Annotated in this window: 13 protein-coding genes; 10 read left to right on the top strand and 3 right to left on the bottom strand. The window is 65.1% G+C overall.

What is annotated here, in order from left to right:
* Window positions 1–6: 6 nt before the first annotated feature.
* The 5 genes from ACFXHE_RS01155 (at window position 7) to ACFXHE_RS01135 (ending at window position 5392) form a co-directional block, all read left to right on the top strand.
* Entirely contained in the window at window positions 7–480 is a 474-nt protein-coding gene (locus ACFXHE_RS01155; RefSeq protein ID WP_379378603.1) for a hypothetical protein, read from the top strand.
* A 46-nt stretch (window positions 481–526) separates the two neighbouring features.
* Complete coding sequence (locus tag ACFXHE_RS01150) at window positions 527–787, top strand: hypothetical protein (RefSeq protein ID WP_379378601.1); 261 nt, start codon at window positions 527–529, stop codon at window positions 785–787.
* A 20-nt stretch (window positions 788–807) separates the two neighbouring features.
* Complete coding sequence (locus ACFXHE_RS01145) at window positions 808–3849, top strand: hypothetical protein (RefSeq protein WP_379378599.1); 3042 nt, start codon at window positions 808–810, stop codon at window positions 3847–3849.
* A gap of 134 nt (window positions 3850–3983) precedes the next feature.
* On the top strand, window positions 3984–4868 hold the full coding sequence (locus ACFXHE_RS01140; protein WP_379378598.1) for a DUF2637 domain-containing protein: 885 nt from the start codon (window positions 3984–3986) through the stop codon (window positions 4866–4868).
* Window positions 4869–4951: 83 nt separating this feature from the next.
* Complete coding sequence (locus ACFXHE_RS01135; RefSeq protein ID WP_379378596.1) at window positions 4952–5392, top strand: hypothetical protein; 441 nt, start codon at window positions 4952–4954, stop codon at window positions 5390–5392.
* Between the two features lie 77 nt (window positions 5393–5469).
* On the opposite strand, the gene ACFXHE_RS01130 is transcribed toward ACFXHE_RS01135, so the two are convergent.
* Window positions 5470–5877 carry a hypothetical protein gene (locus ACFXHE_RS01130; protein ID WP_379378594.1) on the bottom strand — a complete coding sequence of 136 codons (408 nt, stop codon included), beginning with the start codon at window positions 5875–5877 and terminating at the stop codon, window positions 5470–5472.
* A gap of 1511 nt (window positions 5878–7388) precedes the next feature.
* Between ACFXHE_RS01130 and ACFXHE_RS01125 the strand changes: the two genes are divergently transcribed.
* Window positions 7389–8354: a hypothetical protein gene (locus ACFXHE_RS01125; RefSeq protein WP_379378592.1), complete on the top strand. Its 966-nt coding sequence runs from the start codon at window positions 7389–7391 to the stop codon at window positions 8352–8354.
* 42 nt (window positions 8355–8396) lie between these two features.
* Here ACFXHE_RS01125 and ACFXHE_RS01120 read toward each other — a convergent pair whose 3' ends face one another.
* Complete coding sequence (locus ACFXHE_RS01120; RefSeq protein ID WP_379378590.1) at window positions 8397–9215, bottom strand: hypothetical protein; 819 nt, start codon at window positions 9213–9215, stop codon at window positions 8397–8399.
* 302 nt (window positions 9216–9517) lie between these two features.
* Here ACFXHE_RS01120 and ACFXHE_RS01115 point away from each other — a divergent pair, with 302 nt between their 5' ends.
* Entirely contained in the window at window positions 9518–10099 is a 582-nt protein-coding gene (locus tag ACFXHE_RS01115) for a hypothetical protein (protein WP_379378588.1), read from the top strand.
* A gap of 884 nt (window positions 10100–10983) precedes the next feature.
* Here ACFXHE_RS01115 and ACFXHE_RS01110 read toward each other — a convergent pair.
* Window positions 10984–12408 carry a hypothetical protein gene (locus ACFXHE_RS01110; protein WP_379378586.1) on the bottom strand — a complete coding sequence of 475 codons (1425 nt, stop codon included), beginning with the start codon at window positions 12406–12408 and terminating at the stop codon, window positions 10984–10986.
* Between the two features lie 78 nt (window positions 12409–12486).
* Here ACFXHE_RS01110 and ACFXHE_RS01105 point away from each other — a divergent pair, with 78 nt between their 5' ends.
* From ACFXHE_RS01105 to ACFXHE_RS01095, 3 genes are all read left to right on the top strand, one after another.
* A complete protein-coding gene (locus ACFXHE_RS01105) occupies window positions 12487–12981 on the top strand; it encodes a hypothetical protein (RefSeq protein WP_379378584.1) in 495 nt (164 codons plus the stop codon).
* A 1477-nt stretch (window positions 12982–14458) separates the two neighbouring features.
* A complete protein-coding gene (locus ACFXHE_RS01100) occupies window positions 14459–14869 on the top strand; it encodes a hypothetical protein (RefSeq protein WP_379378582.1) in 411 nt (136 codons plus the stop codon).
* A gap of 230 nt (window positions 14870–15099) precedes the next feature.
* On the top strand, window positions 15100–16041 hold the full coding sequence (locus ACFXHE_RS01095; RefSeq protein WP_379378580.1) for a hypothetical protein: 942 nt from the start codon (window positions 15100–15102) through the stop codon (window positions 16039–16041).
* The last annotated feature ends 23 nt before the right edge of the window (window positions 16042–16064 follow it).

Below are 16064 nucleotides of genomic sequence, written 5' to 3'. Positions count from 1 at the left end.
CCCGTCATGAGCATCGATCCGAACGAAACCCACGACGACGAGATCCTGGTCGCCAGCTTCGCCTCCCAGCTGGAGCAGGTCACCGACGCCGACCAGGCCATCGCCGCCATGCGCACCCCGCGTGTGCCGACCGGCGGACGCCACGAGGCCCGGGTGAAAGACACCCTCGAAACGGTTACCACCTGGCGTGACCGGCTGCGGGCCTGGACGCCGGCGCTGGCCGGGACCGTGATCTTCCTGGTCCTGCTGTTCTCCCCGGCCCCGATGACCGGCCCGCTGATCGTCTACGCCCTGGGCTGGGCGGTGTTCGGCCTGTGGACCACCCTCGGCCGCCCCGGAGTCCGCGACTCCGCCGCCCTGGCGGCCCGCCGTGCGGTGGCCGTGTGGGGCTTGCTGTCCACCGCCTGGTCGATGCTGTCGCGCCTGCTGCACCGCGCCGAGCCCGAGCAGGGCACTGACCAGCGTCCCGCTACCGCCTGACCTCCGTATTTCCGTATTTCAGTAACACCGATTGGAAGGAATCCCTATGTCCGCCAACAGCATCGAACGGGCCAGCGCCGCAGCTGACCCCGCAGTCGTGGAAGTCGCCCGCGAATGGCTGCTGATCTGCAAAAACGACTTCGGCGAATGGCCTGACGTCACCGCCCACGAGCTGGCTGCCCTCGCGCCCTCGCTGGTGGTCGTCGCGGTCGATCGGCTCTGGGGCGGCGGCCTGTCCGGGTTCCTGGACGACTCGGCCGCCGAGATCGCCGACCGCCGCGCCGCCCGCAACGCCACCGACTTCTGACCCGCGAGGAGTGGAAACCCATGTCCGACAAGACCGTTGACGAGATCACCCGCGAGCTGTCCAAGTTCGGCAGCGCCGCCGCGTACGCGTTCCAGCAGTGGCGGCGCGCGAACCCGAACGCCACGAAGGTGCCGCGCGGGGTGTGGAAGCAGATGGATCTGGCCGACCGTGACCAGCGGTGGAACGCGAAAATCCGTCTGCGCCAACAGGTCCGCGCCGAGGGTGAACAGCGCAAGATCGACCGCGAGGCCCTGTACAAGGACCTCGAAGCGCGGGTCGGCCAGCATCGCCGCGACGTGCTGAGCTGGCACAACAACCCGGCCGCCAGCTACGACCAGCACATGCGCCGGCAGTGGGAACTGCTGCGCGACCGCGCCGAGATCGAGCGCAGCATCACCGCCTCGCCCCTGTTCTCGGCCGCCGAGCGCGGCCAGGCCGTGCGGGCGCTGACCTCCGCGCATCAGGCGTGGCAGCCCAAGGTCAAGCCGGTCGGGGTGCGGACCAGCGGCCCGCTGTCGGGTGTCGCGGCGCTCAAAGCACGTGCGGTCGAGCGACTCTCCCGGATCCGGCTCGGGCTCATCGAGCGCGGCCGGACCGGTCACCGCCCGCAACTGGACCGGCCCGCGGTGCCGAAGACCCGCCAGCAGGTCATGGGGGAGCTTCGGCACCTGATCGCCGATCGCCATGAGATGGAGATGAACGCGGATCTGCTGGCGCGGCGGCTGCGTGAGCGCGGCGCCAGCATCGAGTCGTTCGCTCCCGATGCCGCGCAGATGGCCGAGGGTCACCGCCGCAACCTCGCGGCGCTCGATCGCGAGATCTCCGACCGGATCATCGGATCCGGTATGCCCGTGGAGGATTGGCTGGAGGTTCAGTTCCAGCTGCGCGAGCCGAACGCCCCGGAGCGGCAGGCCGGCCAGCGGTGGCTGGAGCGCCAGAGCACGTGGGATCTGGAGAACCGCTACCGGATCAACTCCTGGGATCGTCACGTGGACTGGGTGACAGGCCCGGACTCGTTGCGGCGTTGGGATCACGACTTCCCCCAGCGTGAGGAGCAGCAGCGGCGCGAGTTCCTGAACCCGCCGCCGGGCTGGGAGCCGGTCGATCCCGATGCCACTGACCGGTTCATGTTCCTCGTCGACGCCGAGCACAGCGAGGGTCCCGCGCATGTGCGGACCTTCGGTTATCCGCAGTCCGGGTACGACTGGGTCCAGCGCAAGATGTCCTGGATCGCCGAGCCGCACGACAACGTCAACATCATCGTGTGGGATCGGGCTATCCCGCTCGACGCCAACGATCGGGTGCGCGGGTTCGCGATCGACAGTTTGCAGGGTCTCTACGCGAACCTCGATGCCGATCTGGACCGCCGGTTCGAGTACTTCCGCGACCTGTCGATGACTCGCGCCCGTGATCGCAGCATTCCCGCTGACCTGTCCGTGCCGGGTCTGGAAGATCTCAACCAGGACCGGCAGCGGTCGTGGGCGTCGGTGCGCGCCAGCAACGTTGGCGAAGGCTTCCGCAGGATCCACTCGGTCGGTGAATCCGGGCGCGTGTGGACCATGGACGAGGCTCGCTACTACGGCGGGCGGGCACTGACCCGCGAGCAGCTGCACGCAGGGTTCGACCACATCCAGCGCAACGCCCTGCCTTGGAGCGACAACGACGGCTGGAGCGATGAGGCCGAGCGGGTCCGCTTCGATCTCGACCACTACGAGGCGCTGAACGACGATGAACGCGCCCGTGCCCGCGAAATCCTGACCGTCACCGAGACCGAGGCCAAGCTCGGCCAGCAGCCGGACCGGGACCTGTGGGCGGCCGTGGTCGATCGCGCCGAGTTCGACCGGTGGAGCGGCCTGGAAATCCCGGGCACCCCGGATCGTCCGCAGGCGCCCGAGGCTCCGCAGCAGCCAGAAGCACTGGACTGGACCGACGAGGGTTATGGGCCGTCGGTCGAAACCCCGCCCTGGGACACCGAATACGAGTATCGGCCCGAACCGTCGCGGACCGATCCGGTCGCGCAGGCCCGCAGCATGCAGGAGCAGCTGCGCAATGCCGCCGCGCGGGTGGAACGGGCCGAGGCCCGGCACACGCCCGAGGAGGCCCGCGATACGCGCGAGCAGCTGCGGCGGGCCGCCAGGGCGGCGGACCTGCTGGCCGCGCAGCGGCCGGATCAGAAGGTGCCGTATGTCCTCGACGCTGACGAGCGCGCTCGTCTGCGGTCGGATGATCGGGCGTGGCGCGACTTCGTGGAGCAGCACGTGGCCGAGCCGGACCGCCCGGAATGGCTCGCTCACGATCGGCGCGAGGGGCTGCTGGACAACCATCGAATGGTCGCCGACCGTATCGACGCGGTGCTGCGGGACGTGAATTCGCCGCTGATCCAGCGCAACGTGATGGCCTCGATGGACGGGCACGACGATCGGGCGCTGGGCCGGGCGGTGTTCTCGCAGTGGTATCTGAATGGCGGCCACGCCGAGTACGCCGCCGAGCGCAAAGACCGCGGACTGCCCGAACGGATCGAAGCACCGCAGACGCCGGCGGCCCCGGATATCCCGGTCTTCTACTGGGCGGACGGGACACCGCAGCCCGCGGTCCCCGAGCAGCCCGAAGCGCCGGATCTGCCGCAGGCGCCCGAGGCTCCCGAAGCCCCGGACGGGTCGGTCGTGATCGTGCAGTCGGAGGTTCTCGACAAGCTGGAGCGCGACCTGGCGGAGATGCGGGAGCGGGCCGAGCGTGCGGAGCGGGAGCGCAATACCGCGCGGGGACAGCGTGACGAAGCGGTCGCCAAGCTGGTCCGGCGCACCCCGCCCGAACAGCGCTACGGCAGCCCGGAGCGCCGCGCGGCCGAGCGGCCCGAGACTCCCGAAGGCCCGGAGGCTCCCGCGCAGCCCGATCGTGAGGATTTGCCGCACGATCGCGACGAGCAGCCCGCCTATGACCGGTCGGACATGACCAAGGCGGAGCCGGTTCCCGATTGGTCCGGGATTCCCGAGCCGCCGGAGCCGCCCGAGTTCGAGCCGATCCCCAGCGGCCACAACGGATGGGACGGGTTCGAGCGATGACCGAGCCCGGCCTGCTGCCCACTTTGTCTCCCACGGGAGACACCGACCAACCGTCGTCTCCTGTCGCCTCGTTCGAGGCGGCAGAGAAGACGCGGCGAGCCCATCAGGACACAACCGAATGGTTGGAGGAGACAGTGGAACGTTCCGAGGAGACACCCCAGGAGACGCCTGAGGAGACAACCTCGGGATGGGACGGGGTCGAGACCGCAGCGGTCATCTTGGTGATCGGGGTGCTGACCGCCGCGTGCGGGTGGTCCGCTATCGCTCTGCACGGGCTGGCGCAGCAGGCCGGGACCACCTCCTGGCTGGCGTGGGGTGCCCCGATCATCGTGGACGGGCCCTTGTTTCAGTCGGCCATCGCGCTGGTCGTGCTCAAGCGCCGCGCCAAGAACCGCGTCCACGTGGAGCCGCGGTTCCGGCGGTTCTTCTGGTGGACGCTGGCCGCGTCGGAGCTGGTCAGCCTGATCGGCAACGGTGCGCACGCCGCGAAGGTCCCCGTCACGCCGACCATCGCGGCTGTGATCGCGGGTGCGGCTCCGGTCGCGGCGATGGCGGTCATGCACGGATTCACGATCCTGATCGAGGTGCCGCGCAAACCCGAGCCGATCACCCAGACGGTCAACGCCGAGCGAACCACGCGCACACCGCATCTCGGCACCATCCAGGAGCTGTCTCCTGTTGCGGCTCCTGGAGATGCTGTTGCGTCTCCTGTCGCCTCCTGGCCGTCTCCTGAAGGCCCGCGAGGAGACGCCGAGGAGACGCGGCCCGTCTCCTGCTCGTCTCCAGGAGATGACCGAGGAGACGCCGAACCCGTCTCGCAGGAGACGATCGTGCGCCCTGAGGACCGCGACGCGAGCATCTGGGCGATGCATCTGGAGGGCAAGCCCCTTCGTGAGATCGCCGAGACCATGGATCTGTCGAAGGGCTACGTCGGCAAGATCCTGGCCCGCCTGAAAGCCGAGAACAACGACGCGTCGGGCGGCGACGGGGCGGAGGTGGTGATCCAGCTCGTTCGCTGACCGAATGCCCACGGGGCAGGCGGCGAGCCTGCCCCCTCAATTCCCTTACGCCACAGCATTTCTCACTACCTTTGGAGGACATCATGACCATGTCGGATTTCGACACGATCAACGCCGAGTTGGCCGGGCCGGTCGGCCCTCGCAACGCTTTCGGCCGTGACGCGAAGCCGGGCGACGAGCTGACCGGGGAAATCATCGGTGCCGAGCGCCGTCACCGCATGGTGGACGGCAAGCCGCTGTTCTGGGTGGACCGCAAGCCGTCGACCGTCGAGGCCGGGCCCGCGGTCATCGATTCGGTGCTGGTCTTCCAGACCGCCGCCGAGGAGGACGAGAACGACGACGGGCAACGGTTCCTGCGCCTGGACCGCGACGTGAAGGCCGCGCTCAACGCCGCACTGGCAGCCGCCGGCGTCAAGACCGTGGCCATGGGTGGCCGCCTGGAAGGGTTCACCTTCAAGGGCAAGGCCACCGGCGGCGCCGGTCGCGTCTACGGCGACGGGAAGTACATCCCACCCTCCGCGTAACCCGCCACAGCAAGGACCCCCGGTTCAATTCCCTTGAGCCGGGGGTCCTTTGTGTCGTACGGACTAATATTCGGCGCTCACTCGAGCGGCCTGCAACCATAACTTTGGGGCATCCGGTACCAAACGGGACTCGGGCATTTTTCGGCGCATACCGAACATCTGATGAGCCGCGGCTCGTTCACAACAAGCTTATTTCCGATGAACGTATGTACTATCAACGACTTCGAGTGGCCCGCATCCACCAGGGCGGTGAATACGAAGTCGTACATGGTAAGGATGCGACCACACCTGGATATAACCCTTTCAAGATAGTACTCATCATTGGCCAGAACGCCCTCTCTCAAGTCGAGAAGGCGCTCCATCTTCGCTATATCCTCATCGTCTGATTTCGTGAACTTCGTCTGATCTCTCAGCTCCGCTACGCTCGGCCCTAAACGCTCGAATTCCTCGCGGGATAATGAAACGACATTGTTGTAGTCAGCCATTTTTACCTCCGGGTTCAGATCGTGGTCCCCCCGGCTACAGCGGCCCCTGAGGAGGGGGCGAAACATTATGCGTCACCCTGTCGCGATTGATTGTGCCGTAGGTCGAGTTGTCCGGTCTGCCGGTCGCGCGGTGTGTCCGCCATCTCTGGACCTGGCCGGGCATGTCGCCGTCGATTACGTTCTTCGAGTCGAAGTATGCGTTGTCTCCAGCACCTCGCCTCGGGCATGTACCTGCTCGAACTGTGCGCGTTCGGCAGCGGTGAGCCGGTCCGGCGTCGGTACGGTCGTCGATGCCAGGCCCCTTGCTCGTTCTTTCTCAACTACCGAGTCTTCCCGTCCGATCGGATCGCATCACTTCGATCGGTACCGCCGGACTGATTAGCCATAGTCCGCAGCGAAACAGCCCCCGACCTGACCGGTCGGGGGCTGTTTCGTGTCCTCATATATCGTGCCAACTGCTGTTAGCTTGTTCTTCGCCCGCTCCCTCCGAAAGCGTTCTGGCCGATTGTCCGGGTGGGTCAAGGGTGCTCGAAGGGCATCGGCGTAGCCGACGCGTACGCGCCCTTGAGGCACCCGGACAATCGGCCACAATCTCCGCTGAGGGAGCGGGCCGGCGGCCCCGTGGGACGGCTTCCGAGGGCCTAGAGCGGCAAGCTCATGGCGATCAGCTGACATCAAAAGATCTTCAACAAGTCATCGATGAGGACCTAGAAAGAAGATCGAAATAAGTCGTGAACGCAGTTCACGACTTATTTCGACATCGATTCTCCCCGGATACCTACCCTGAGCTGGGGTTTCGGGGGTGTCCGTCCCCACCACCACCCAATGGAGAGCACATACCCACTGCGTGTGCATGTGCTCTCCATTGGGTGGTGGTGGGGACTCTTTTGGTGGTAGGTGAGGGTAGGTATCCGGGGAGAATCGATGAGTTGTGTAGGTGGTTGGGTTGGGTGGTTATGTTGCGTTGGGTAGGTGGTTCCGGGCCGGGCTAGCGTGTCGAAGTCGGCCGCGAGCGGCCTTCGTTCGCCACGCTGTTGCCAGCGGCCCTAAGTTGGGTCACCTCCGGCTTGCTGGGCACGACGTGCATGGCCGCGGCGGTTTGGCGCCTGACTCGTGTGCCGCGATCGGTTCCTGACGCGGCCGACGGCCAGTCTGTGGTGCGCGATTTCCAGTGCGAACCGAAATGCTGTGCGAGTGCAGGAGATCGCGCGTTGTTCCGCGAGCGAAGCTCGCGCCGTTGTTCCGCACGGCCGTCGTGGTGGGGTTTCCTCTCCGGGATGACTGCGGCCGGTCGGCCGCACACGGGGGCGCTGCCCCCGGACCCCTGCTCTCGGCGAGGCCTGGCCTGCACAGAGAGGGGAGGGTGCCCGCGCGCGAGTTGCGAAGGGCTACCGCGGATCTACTACCCGGATAGATCGATCACGGGGACCGCCGGCCACCCGGGCGACGGTTGGCGGCCGTAGGATCGGCGGGCATGTGATCATCGCGCAATCCGATCCGGGGGATAGAGAATGCCGCGCAGATACGCTGCCCTGTCGCTACTTCCGTTGATGCTGGCCGCTGGTCAAGGTGCGGCCGTCGCAGCGCCGGGGCAGCCCGGCCTGGCGGTGCCCGGGGACGGGCAGCCGGGACTGAGTACCGCACCGTCGCCGCCCGCCGCGCCGAGCCTGGCGGACTATGTACCGGATCCGCCTGCCCCGCCGTCTCGTCCGCGCCCGCGTCAACAGACCAGCCCCCAGCCCGACACCCTGGTGCAGCCCCAGACCGAGCATCCCGAGGGCGAGCAGCCCGAGGCCGGGCCGGAGGTGCAGCCCGCAGACCCGCACGCGCTGCGGGTGGGCACTACCACGCTGGGCATCCCGGACTGGGTTGATCCGAAGTTCCGCGACAAGGCGCAGAGCTATCTGGATTACGCGGAATGGCAGATCGCCGCAGCCTATGACGGTATGGGCTTTTCCCGGGACGAGTCTGACCGTCGCGCCGCTTCCACTCTGATCGGTGGCGGGGTCGGCGCGTACGTGGGCGCGATATCCCTTGCGCCGCTGTCGCTTGCCGGGTGCGGTGTTGGCATGGTCGTTGGCGGTGTGGCCGGCGGAATCGCTGCGGGCGTTCCCACCGCGGGTGCGGCATCAGTGCTCGGCGCTGCGGTCGGAGGTACAGCGGGCTGCATGGTCGGTGCGGTGGTCGCTGCGGCCCCGGCCGTCGCGGTGGGCGCCGCTGTCGGGGCGGGAATCGGCGGTGCGAGCGCGGGCGCGCTCGGCGCCGGCGTGGATGTGCCGAAACCGGCTGACCCGCAGCCGTTGGTGAATGTCGTGGCTCCGGAGCCTGCGGCCGTGGTGGGCAGCATCGAGCAGCAGGTTTCGGACGTCGCCGACGCTGTGGCCGCGACCAGTCCGCAGGCCGCCGCTGTAGTGGACTCGCTGCGGCAGGCCATCGCCGCTATGCCGCAGCTGGATCCGGCTGCTCTGGGCATATAGGCGACACACGCACGGTCTTTGCCCTCCTACCTGCGGAAACTTCTACCCTGTCTGTTCCGTACGGCGGACCAGCTTGTATTGGGTGGTCCACGACAACAACGTGGTGGCGGGCCAGTAGAGCCGTCCGAGGAACTTGCTCGGGGTGGGGAACGGGCACGCCTTCGGTTTGCCGCGCGACAGGAACGACGTGATGGTCTTGGGCTCGACGCGGGTGATCACCGATGCGCCGGCGATATCGACCCACACGTCCCCGTCCAGCGGCGGCAGGCCGAACAACTGCCCCCCGGTCAACGGCTCCCCGGACTCCCAAGCGGTAAGCAGTTCGGCCACCTTGTCGCCCAGCGCCACGGTTTCGACCGGTTCGTACTCATGCTCGTCCGGCATGCGATCTACAGTAGCAGCATGGGTAGTTTTAGAACTGCCAGCGTTGATCTGTTCCATCTGATCTCGGCAGGGGCGACCCGGCAGCAGCAGCGCCTGCCATACCGCGTCATCGACGGTCAGGCGGTAGGAGCCGCGCAATCCGCGCAACGCCTCGATCCACGCCGGCGGCAGGCTCGCCGCGTACGCGTGCAGCCGTTTGCGCGAGATCGAGACCTTCGGGGCATCGGGACTGTCGCGCGGGAGCGAGCGCATCAGGTGGACGCCATGCTTGGGATCCACGGCGAAGGACACGCGCGCGGCCTTCCACTCCGGGCGCGGCGCGTACGCCTCATCAGTGATGGTGCAGACGCGATGCGAATCGAACAAGCAGGCAATCCCGTAGTCCGGATCGGTGAACATGCGCAGGAGCGTCGAGGTACCGGCCGCGGCGAGCAGCAGGCGCTGGTCCTCGGTCAGGATTTCGGCGAGAGCTGTCATCGGGACTCCTCCTTGTATCCGGCGCGCAGTTTTGGAACTGCCAATTCCATTAGCAGTTTTAAAACTGCCAATCGGTTGGCCGGACGAGCCCGGCCCGGACGGTTGGGTTCGCGTCCGGGCCGGATTGCGGTGAATCGTCAGTTGTGGCCGGCCGATTGAGTACGGATTCCTCGAGTTTCGGATCCGGGAGCAGCTGGGGGCTTGGGTCGGTCAATCGAGCGGCGAGGGCTTCCGCTCTTCGATACGCTCAGTTGGAGGTGCGCAGCTCTGTTGGTAACAGCTCAATCTGCTTGGGGGACTACATGACTGGCGATTCCAAGGACTGGAAGCCGGGCACCAGAGTGTGGTGGTTCGATGAGGCATACATCGTGAGCAAGTCCCATGATCCAAACTTCGGGTTCGGGATCATCATGCCTCCAGGCACTCCCGCCATCGACCAGGACGCATCCGAACCTGGCGAACCAGACGTGAAGTCTACTGAACCGCCGAAGGCAGGTCTGGTGCCAGTCCACTGGGATGCATTGTCGAAGTGCTACTGGGAACCGGCCGAAGAGCTTGTCGCCGAGTTACAGCCGGACGTACAGGAATGGGCCGACAACCTGCGAGCGCAGTACCGGCGAGACCAGCTACGGGTTGTTTCGAAGCGCGTTCGCAAGCCCGCGCTCACTCTCACTGTGGACGAGGAGTTCAAGCAGCGGGTGGAGAAGTCGCTACGCGCAGTGAATTCCAGCTATCGCGAGCACGTCCTGGCGTTCTTGCGCTGGTTCATGCGCGAAACCGATGAGCTGCCACCGCGGCCCGACTATCCGATCCCGTACTTTGCCTACGGCGAGTCCGTCAGTGCAACAGATCACGCCGCTGGACGCGAACAAAGTTCTGAATGAAACGACTGTTACCTATGCCGAGCAAGCACCTGCACCGGGCCCACCCAAAGGTGAAACCAACCTCATGAGATGGCACTTAGGCGGGGATACGACGGCGTAGGGCGCCGTCGATCGCAAGCTGACGCTTGCGCGACCACAAGGCTGGTCGGCAGGTTTCACCTAGTCCGAGACCCCGGAATCCGAGATTCCCTCTTACGCGGGGAGATTCACAGCGTCCGAGCGGCTGTACCCGGATCGTCACCTTGCCCGCAGCTCACCTCTTATGCAGTGAACCGGGGAAATTCCTTCTTAGGCAGTAATTTTCATCGGTCTCCGATGTCGGTGGCCGGTGGTCCAACTCGGGGGGTGGGGAGTGAGCACCATGCGCCGCGGTTGTCGCGGGAAAGCAAATGTCATGCCGTGCTGCGGGACCGGCCGGGATCGGTCCTGCGGGTGCTCGATCAGGATGACTGGCAGGTGATGCCGCACCATCGCGCTCTGCGGCGAGCGCGGACGCGGGAACAGCGGCAGCGGGTTCCGCGCGGGCAGGACGGGATGCCGGTCAACCAGAACGGCAGACGCCGGCCCGGCTGGATCCGCCCGAGGGAACTGGACAGTGTTCGTGCGGCATGCCAGGCACGCAGCAAGCCACCCGCGCTGCTGGCGAGCCCCCGACCGCCGGTGCCAGCGCCGAAGGCGCCTCTGCGGTCCATCAAGAGCGCGCAGCCTTCGCCGAGCCCATCGGGCTGTCAGTCCGAGAACGAGCTGGCACCCGAGGTGTTGAGTGGATGCTTGGTGGTGATCGCGGTCCTGGCGACGGTCGCCGTAATCATCGCGCTGGCGTAGGCTGCGTTGTTTCGCAAAACTGGTGTCGGTGAGCAGGCTTGGCGGCGAGTTGTCGGTCGTCACGAGATGCGACCGGGGACCAACTTTAGACAGTTGCAGCTGCTATCCATGCATAGATTGGCATGTCGATCACGCCACTCATCTGCGACTGAAAGTCCAAGCCGTGTCGCAGCTTCTGCCGCGAGCAGGAGAACAGGCAACCTGGAATCTGGAACAAAGAGGAGCTCGGGAACTCTGCCGAGGACCCAGTGCCACGCCCCCACAATCGGAGTGCTGGCCTCCCAGTTTTCCCACACGGTGGGCACCCTGTTGAGCGCCAGCCTGCTTTCGCCGTTGAGAAGGTGTGCCTGCATGAGGTTGACGGCGTTGGGGGCTTGTTGATCTAAGTCCATGTTGCCGCTCTGGGTGAGATGGGCGACAGCTTCTGTGGGATCATCAGGCAGAAGGCAGAATCCGAGGTTGTTGTGTGCTTCGCTGCTGTTAGGCCATCGGTGGCAGGCCCGGCGGAACAATTCTGCGGCTGAGCGTCGATCACCGCTTTTCAGTAGCTTGAGAGCCTGATCCTTCGCTTGGTCAAGGGCAAGCCTGAGTTCAAGCGTGGGTCCGCGGACGGATCTGCGTGCAATCTCGTTATTCAGCTCCAGTGGGTCAACTTCCCGCTCGTCAAGAACGGCTACTTCGAATGGCGCCGCTAGCTCGCCGTGAACCCAACGCCACTCCAGAAGCAGTGATTCGGAATTCCAGTCAGCCAGGTAGGTGAGTGCTAGCCGGTCAACCAGCCATCGGTAGAGAGTGACAACCTCGTACTCGACATGGTGTGCCATGGTCGCTGCGGCGGGCACCTCCACGTTCTGCCAGGCCAACAGTGACTCCAGCGGTGCGGCACCGATCCATTCGAGCAGGTGCTTGGTTGCGGCCGGGGTCATCAACTGGCGTGATGTCTTGTCGATCAGGCTGTCGAGTACAGGCCTGAACTTGGGGTCGATCTCGTGAGGTCGGCCTCTCATTTCGGAGTCGGTCCGGAGTAGGTAGGGTGCATCCTCGTCGATCAACAGGCCGAGGACCCTGCTGTCCAGACGCCGGGACGTGAGTGTGCGCGTCTCCGCCTCGCCCACAGTGGCCCACTGACGCAGGAATTCTGCTCGGGCACCGTGTCCGGCATCGTCGGCGCTCTGTGTCCCTTCTTGGCCGCGAATGGACAAAACTAGGCTGCCGACCATGATCCCGGTCATGAAGGCCCGCATGAAACGGTCGATGAGACCGAGCCTGATGATCGCCGAAACATCCAGGCCGCGATCTTCAATCGTCGTAGTCAGTTCCACCAGGGTGGTCAGCCTGGCTTCGGGATCCAGCTCCAGCCACGGTGGGGCCAGCAGAAGCTCGCACAGCCTCCGGAGGAGTGCGGCAGTCGGCCAGGCTGTTATGGGCTCACCAGCGCCCTGCAGTTCGAGGACCATCTGCCCTGCGTCGAAGGTTCGTGACAAGCTTGCAACCTCTCACTACCGCTGAATGCCATGATTCTATGTACTATTATGGCATAGCTTGAATGGAGGGTGTCCATCGTGAACAGCAGGGTGTTCCAGGTGACGGATCTGGCCAACAACCGAACAGAGTTCATAGACGAAGCCCGAAACGGCATGGCGAGGCTTCGGGACAAAGATGGGACGAGCCTCGTGATGCTTCCCGAAGCCAGGCTCGACTACCTGCAGAAACTGCAGGATCTTGTCGGGCTCCACCTCCGGGTGAACCATCTGGTTACGGCTGGCCGCCGGCCTTCGGTCAAGGAGTTGGGAGATCACTCCTGGCTGAGGGTCTTCGATCTCGATGACCTCAAAGAGTTCACACAAGAGCTCGAAGATGCACTGATCGCAGCAAGAGGTGACGAAAACACTGAGGTTGCCGATGAGGTGCTAGCTGCTTGGCGTCTGACGGCCAAGCAACTATCAGATCCCTTGCGCCGCAGCGTTCTACTTGAGCCGATCAGTGAAGCGGATCTCGTAGACGCGACACGTCCGGCTGACACAGATGACGCCGAGGATGTATCGGATGGTGAGTGAGTCCTATCGGCCCATGGTTCCAGCGCGACGGCCTGGCGGGCAACCGTCTGCGCAGCCGGCCTGGCGCGTGCTGGTCCATCAGAAGTTCAAACCAAAGTACGACGAACTGGTGGAGCGGGTTGGGCTTCAATCTGCGCAGCGGCTATGGGATTACCTTGCTACCAGCCCGAACAAGCCGCCGTCGATCGGCAGCTCCACCCGACTTCGAGGAAGCGCCGGGAGACCGCACGCAGCCGGTTGGTCTGCCCGCTACCACTATGAAGCCAGCAGCATGTGCCGAGTCGACTTCTCGTACAACGAAGCCTTCACAGGGCGAGACGGAGACGCTCATCGAGTTGTCGCCATCCTCACGATCAACTACTCCTCCCACTGAACTGCTCCTTTCGCGTCAGATCAATCGGAGCTAGGTGTGGTGTCTCATGACGTTGGTTCCACTGTGTCGATCTCGAAGGCGAGTTGTTCAGGACCGACGATCGGCGGTGACAGGTGTACGTGGGATCGTCAGCGGGAGAACGGTTCTCGGCAGAGTCCGCACAGGATCGGGCCTGCGTCGATGATCTTCTTGTGCGCACGGATCCGCCGCGGTGGCTTGCACACGCACGTGAGGGGCTGGCCGTTGCGATCACGGGACTTGGCCTCGGACTCACCGTCGGAGTCGGGCTCGTTCTCGGGCTCTGCGGTCGAGGGGAAGCTGTCGCTCTCGCCCGCGGCCCTGCGGCCCGGAGGCCATCGCGACCACCACATCGGGCACATCCGGATGCCGGACACGAATGGATTCCCACGCCTCGTCCAGCGCCGTCGCCAACGGACCACCGATAGCCATAATCGTGACCTCCGAAGTCACCGCGTAAGAAGGAAATTCCCGCGTAGGAGGGGAAACCGGGAACCCGGTCAGAAGGAGAAGGGAATAGGCCGATTCTATCCGCTTTACCTCTTACGCGTTAGAGATCGCTTGGTACAGTGGATGATTCGTGATCAACACGGAGGTCGGCGCGGGAAGGGTCGGGTGGAAGAACTGCACGGCCTGGCGGCCGTGTGCCCCTGGGTGGTGGCGCCTGCATTGTGTTCCCGCGCCCCTCGCCCCTCAAGGGCGCTCCTTCGTCGCGTCGCCTGCGGCGATGGCCTGCGGCCACCCTTGACCGTCGAGCCTCTGCGCGAGAAGAGCAGGCGTTAACGGGCAGGCCGGGGCCTGCCCGGGTGGAGGCGCAAGCGCCACCACCCAGGGGCAAAGAACCCGCCAGCGCTGCGGTCCGCACAGGTGAGGGCGTGCGACCGGAGGGGAGCCGTGGATGTGGGCGCCAATTCGCGGCGAAGCACCCGCACCCCGACATCCCTAAACATGCTGGTGGACAGGGGATTGGACCGTACGGAATTCGGAGTGCGGATCCTGTACTCCCGCAGGGATGCCGGTCGGGTCGGCCGGGCGCGTCAGGCTGGCGAGCGTGTTTCACCTCTTACGCGGTGAGCGAGTGAGATCGTGTATTCGCTTCTGCGCGTGGCGATGTCGGTTCGATGTGTCACCCTGGATCGGAGAACGAGCAAGCGGCATCCGGCGGTGCTGCTTCTGATCAGCTTCGCCGCTGGGGATCGGGGGATCAGCGACATGCGCAGCTTCGAAGAGCAATACGCGGACCTCACCGCAAAGGCGAAGCGAGTCAACGCCCGCACTCCGCGGGTGGAGATTCTTCTGATCCGACAGCAAATCAAGATTGTGGACCACCGAGTGCGCCGCACCGACATGCCGCCCGAGCGACGGGAACGACTGAACAGAGACAGCTGGACGGCGTTCAAGGAGCTTGAGCTTCGGCGCTACGCACTGGAGCATCCTCTGATCACAGGCCCCGAGCGAGACTCAGGGCCGGACCGAGACTTGCGACGAGACCGCTAGGTGTGGTGTCTCAGGACGTTGGTTCCACGAGGTGATCTAGAAAGCGAGTTGTTCGGGATCGGACCGTGGGCTCGTTGGGATGGCGATTGCGGTGTCGACGAGCCGGTAGGTGCGGAGCGCGACGCGGTCCTTCCCTCCGCTGTCCCGCTTACCAGCAAGATTGCTCTGACGTGGCTCCGAAGAAGCTCCCAAGTACTCGCGTCATATCGATCGGTGGGCATGATCGGTGAATGAGTACACCGGAGTTGATGGCGGCGGCTCTCGCCGCGCTGTTCAAGTCATCTGTTCAGACGCGGATTACTGAGCGAGCAGCACGTGGGGCCGAGTTTCGACAGTGGGCCGTCACATTGACAGATCCCCCGAATGGAAGCTCGATGCAACTGGACGATGAGGGGTTCCTGCAAGAAATCGGAACGGCCTATCCGATGGCTCAGTACGCTCGGTTCCCGGTTTCGTCCGCGGCCGAGCACCTGGCGGCCGCCGAAGTGCTCGTGTCGGATTGGTTCAACGGGGCGGTCCCACCGCCGGCCGCGTCGCGATCCTGGCCGTCCTCGGTGCTGGTGCTGTGTCGATCCGCGATGGAAGCCGCCGCCCGCACGATTTGGCTCATCGGCGACCCCAGTCGAGAGGTAAGGCGCCAACGTTGCGCGGCCGAGGTCGCCAAAGAGTTGGGCGAGATGCTCAGGTGGGCCGAGAAGGATCGCGATGCGAGTGTCGGTGACGGGCAGGATGTGGCGACGTTCGAGGAGACGGTGGAAAAGCTGGAAGCCGCGATCTCGAAGGCGAAGGCGTCCAGCGGGGGGATCACGGCACCCGGGTTTACCGCGATGACCGCCCTTGGGGCTGCGTGGATCGACGCGAATCCGCCAAAGCATGCGGATGGACTGCTGAGCGGGCGGCCTTTCGAACTGATGACGAAGGCTTCGTACGCGATCGGCTCAAGCTTCACCCACGGCTACAGTTGGACGCTGAATGTGCTCAACAACCAGGACGAGCAGTACGGATTGGTCGCTGACCTGCTCATGAGCGCGGTGCTGCTGACTGAAACCGCAGTTGCATTGTTCGAGGCTCAGATGCTGGCCCCTGGCGAGCAATGGCAAAACGAGCACCTTCCCGCTCGGCTGGAACCAACTATCGCCGACTGGGCACCCCGGTACCGCGCGATCCGCTAGCTGTGTTATCTCGTGAGATTGGT

The organism is Nocardia sp. NPDC059229, assembly GCF_042754165.1.
Taxonomy (GTDB): Bacteria; Actinomycetota; Actinomycetes; order Mycobacteriales; family Mycobacteriaceae; genus Nocardia.
The sequence above is the reverse complement of the archived record's forward strand: the minus strand, read 5'-3'. Positions and strand labels throughout refer to the sequence as shown.

Coding starts and splice junctions, on each gene's coding strand:
- ACFXHE_RS01155 (WP_379378603.1), top strand. CDS start 7: ATGAGCATCGATCCGAACGAAACCCACGACGACGAGATCCTGGTCGCC.
- ACFXHE_RS01115 (WP_379378588.1), top strand. CDS start 9,518: ATGACTGGCGATTCCAAGGACTGGAAGCCGGGCACCAGAGTGTGGTGG.
- ACFXHE_RS01095 (WP_379378580.1), top strand. CDS start 15,100: ATGAGTACACCGGAGTTGATGGCGGCGGCTCTCGCCGCGCTGTTCAAG.
- ACFXHE_RS01150 (WP_379378601.1), top strand. CDS start 527: ATGTCCGCCAACAGCATCGAACGGGCCAGCGCCGCAGCTGACCCCGCA.
- ACFXHE_RS01145 (WP_379378599.1), top strand. CDS start 808: ATGTCCGACAAGACCGTTGACGAGATCACCCGCGAGCTGTCCAAGTTC.
- ACFXHE_RS01135 (WP_379378596.1), top strand. CDS start 4,952: ATGACCATGTCGGATTTCGACACGATCAACGCCGAGTTGGCCGGGCCG.
- ACFXHE_RS01120 (WP_379378590.1), bottom strand. CDS start 9,215: ATGACAGCTCTCGCCGAAATCCTGACCGAGGACCAGCGCCTGCTGCTC.
- ACFXHE_RS01130 (WP_379378594.1), bottom strand. CDS start 5,877: ATGGCTGACTACAACAATGTCGTTTCATTATCCCGCGAGGAATTCGAG.
- ACFXHE_RS01125 (WP_379378592.1), top strand. CDS start 7,389: ATGCCGCGCAGATACGCTGCCCTGTCGCTACTTCCGTTGATGCTGGCC.